The organism is Paramuribaculum intestinale (assembly GCF_003024925.1).
Lineage (GTDB): Bacteria > Bacteroidota > Bacteroidia > Bacteroidales > Muribaculaceae > Paramuribaculum > Paramuribaculum intestinale.
The window spans coordinates 1-2,619 of the sequence record NZ_PUED01000258.1 but is presented as its reverse complement, the minus strand read 5'-3'; the positions used below and the strand labels follow the sequence as shown (position 1 = coordinate 2,619).

General features: G+C 49.6%; 4 protein-coding genes. All 4 read right to left on the bottom strand.

Annotated features, from left to right (window positions below):
- Positions 1–1,532, bottom strand: a 1,532-nt coding sequence (locus C5O24_RS12430; RefSeq protein WP_133165583.1) for a TraG family conjugative transposon ATPase, incomplete at its 3' end; no start/stop codon positions are given.
- Complete coding sequence (locus tag C5O24_RS12425; protein ID WP_107036648.1) at positions 1,529–1,849, bottom strand: DUF4133 domain-containing protein; 321 nt, start codon at positions 1,847–1,849, stop codon at positions 1,529–1,531. The genes C5O24_RS12430 and C5O24_RS12425, both read right to left, overlap by 4 nt.
- 12 nt (positions 1,850–1,861) lie before the next feature.
- Complete coding sequence (locus C5O24_RS12420) at positions 1,862–2,146, bottom strand: DUF4134 domain-containing protein (RefSeq protein ID WP_107036647.1); 285 nt, start codon at positions 2,144–2,146, stop codon at positions 1,862–1,864.
- Between the two features lie 121 nt (positions 2,147–2,267).
- A partial coding sequence (locus tag C5O24_RS12415; protein ID WP_205961119.1) for a hypothetical protein occupies positions 2,268–2,619 on the bottom strand: 352 nt, incomplete at its 5' end.

The window sequence follows — 2,619 nt, the reverse complement described above, 5'->3', positions numbered from 1 at the left end:
GTATAGAATGGATTGAAAGAAATCGGGCTGTCCTCGGTGTAGGTGTAATATACACCATCCTCGCCATGCGTCTTATTATGAATCAGATTGCAAAGGCCCTCGTAAGAGTTTCCGGTGTCAATCAGAAGGATATGCGCTCCCTGTTCATAATATTGGCGGACAAAATGGTTGGTGAAGAACGACTTGCCGCTACCTGACGGCCCAAGAATGAACTTGTTGCGGTTGGTCGTTACACCTTTCTTCATCGGCTCATCCGATATGTCGAGGTGTATCGGTTTCCCGGTCAATCTATCTACCATCTTTATCCCGAATGGTGACAGGCTGCTACGGTAGTTGGTCTCGGCAGTGAAAAAGCAGACGGCAGGTTCAATGAAAGTGTAGAAACTTTCCTCGGCTGGAAAATCAGCTTCGTTGCCGGGCATTGCCGACCAGAACAGTGTCGGGCAGTCGATGGTATTGTGCCGTGGCATACAACCCATTGTCGCCAACTGTCCCCCGACATCATTCTTGATACGCCGCAGTTCCTCGGTATCGTCGCTCCATACCATTATATTGACATGACAGCGGACGGAGGTCAGCCCGTATGAATGAGCCTCGTTGAGATAGCGGTCAATCCACTCCTTATTAATGGCATTGCTACGGCTATACCTCGAAAGGGAATTCATATTTCGGGCAGTCTTCTCAAACTTCGCCAAGTTCTCATCGTGGTCGTCAATCAGCACATACTGGTTGACGATATGGTTGCAGGGCAACAGCAACCCAATGGGACTTGCAAATGAGAGGCGGCAGTCACTCCTGTCAGTCGATAACCGCTCATAACGGTTATCGGTGCTGACCTTTGCGGGGAGATCATCTGTGTCGGATAGAGTGTGCAGACAGAGTATCTTGTCTCCAATCCGCATCTGACGGGCATCGAGGTCTATGTCTTCCAGACAGGTAACATCGTCCATTGTCAGCGACATATACTTCTCGATAAGACCGGAAGTATTCTCTGTTCCCACCAGTTCATCATCAGATAGGCGACGCAACTTGATATAGCCGGTGTCATTGATGATGCGCTCAAACTGTTCCACCGACTCCATGAACTTGACAACCATCTCGTGATTGAGTTCCTTCGGAGTGATTCGACCACGGCAAAGAGTGGAAAAGTTGCTCTGCTGACGTGCCCGTTCCTTCGTGGTCTTTGTCAGGAACAGATAGCTCCTGTGGGCGAGGTACGGACGCTCATTGAAGTGGCGTTCAAATGAACGGTCAAGGAAAGAGAGGTCATCTTTCTGCAACTCCGGCTGATATTTCTCGGAGCAGAACCAATCCTGCTTATGCACCACCGAATAGTGTGGCAATACCTTGATTGCCTTGCACCATGCTCCGTGCATGGCTTCATATTCGACAGATGTTACCGTGAAAAGTTCCGGCAGGCTGACCTCAAACGCAACCGTTATATCAGCGTCTTTGCTGATGATGCAGCCGTGTTCAACGGCAAGCAGCGGCAGCTTGGATTCCAGTGTTGTGGCTTTCAGTATATTTCTCATCGTTTTCTACCTTTAATCATTCGGTTAAGGCACAGACGGTTGATGATGTAGCGCGGATGATATTTCACAGCGGCAAGTTTCATCAGACCGTATTGCCCATACTTGGCATTGAGGTGGAAGGTGAGCCAGACAAGGACTGAGGCGGCAGTAACGCCAAATCCTATGCAGATCCATTGGGACAGGCCGGCGATATACATGATGACGAACACCACGAACAGGGCGAGCAAGCCCCCGGCAAAGATGAACAGATACTGCGCCTTCAGACCCTTGTACTCTACCGACCGTCCTATGCCTTTGTTTATAGCATATTCGGCCATTGGCTCAGATGATTAGAGGAAGAACGAGCGGAGGATTGTAGCGGCCACAATCAGGAAGATACAGGCTCCGAACCACGAGGCGGCAGTCTTTGTGGTATCGGGATCACCGCTCGACCACTTGGAATAGACCTTGACACCACCGATGAGACCGACAACCGCGCCGATGGCGTATATGAGCTTGGTGCCCGGGTCGAAATATCCTGTTACGAGCGATGTAGCTTCATTGATACCCGCCAGACCGTTTCCGGCGGCAAACATTTCAGAGGCGCAGGCGGCCATGATAGCCACAAGCATCATTTTCGCAACATTAAATCGGCGTGATGGCGTGTTACACCATGCAATGCCTCGGCTATACAGACTTTTGAGAATCTTAATCATAAATTTTGGGTTGGTTTTGATTACTCCGTAGAGCGATGGATCAGTGGTAAATGTTGAAGTCAATGGCATCAATACCCTCAGTGTTTATATCGGCATGATATACAATCTTTTTCGGTTTGGGGGTATCTGTTTTATCGACTTGGGTGGCAGTAGTGTCAGCCTTCTCCTTTGGGATGTGACATTCAATCATCAGGATACGTTTCTGAATCACAGGGTCGAGCTTGATTACCTCAAAGATTGCAGCGTCACCCGCTTCAGACAGGACTCTTTTTGTGGTCTCGATGTCTTCCGGGTTATCGGACTTGCCTTTGAGTACCTTCATTGTTGTATCCATCTGTTTGAAGTCAATTCCGTCAGCCATAGGTGGGGCCGGGGTCGGTGCCTCTCCTGTC

What these genes read in the sequence shown, in the direction of transcription:
- C5O24_RS12425 (WP_107036648.1), bottom strand. Translation starts at nt 1,849, where the DNA reads ATGGCCGAATATGCTATAAACAAAGGCATAGGACGGTCGGTAGAGTAC.
- C5O24_RS12420 (WP_107036647.1), bottom strand. Translation starts at nt 2,146, where the DNA reads ATGATGCTTGTGGCTATCATGGCCGCCTGCGCCTCTGAAATGTTTGCC.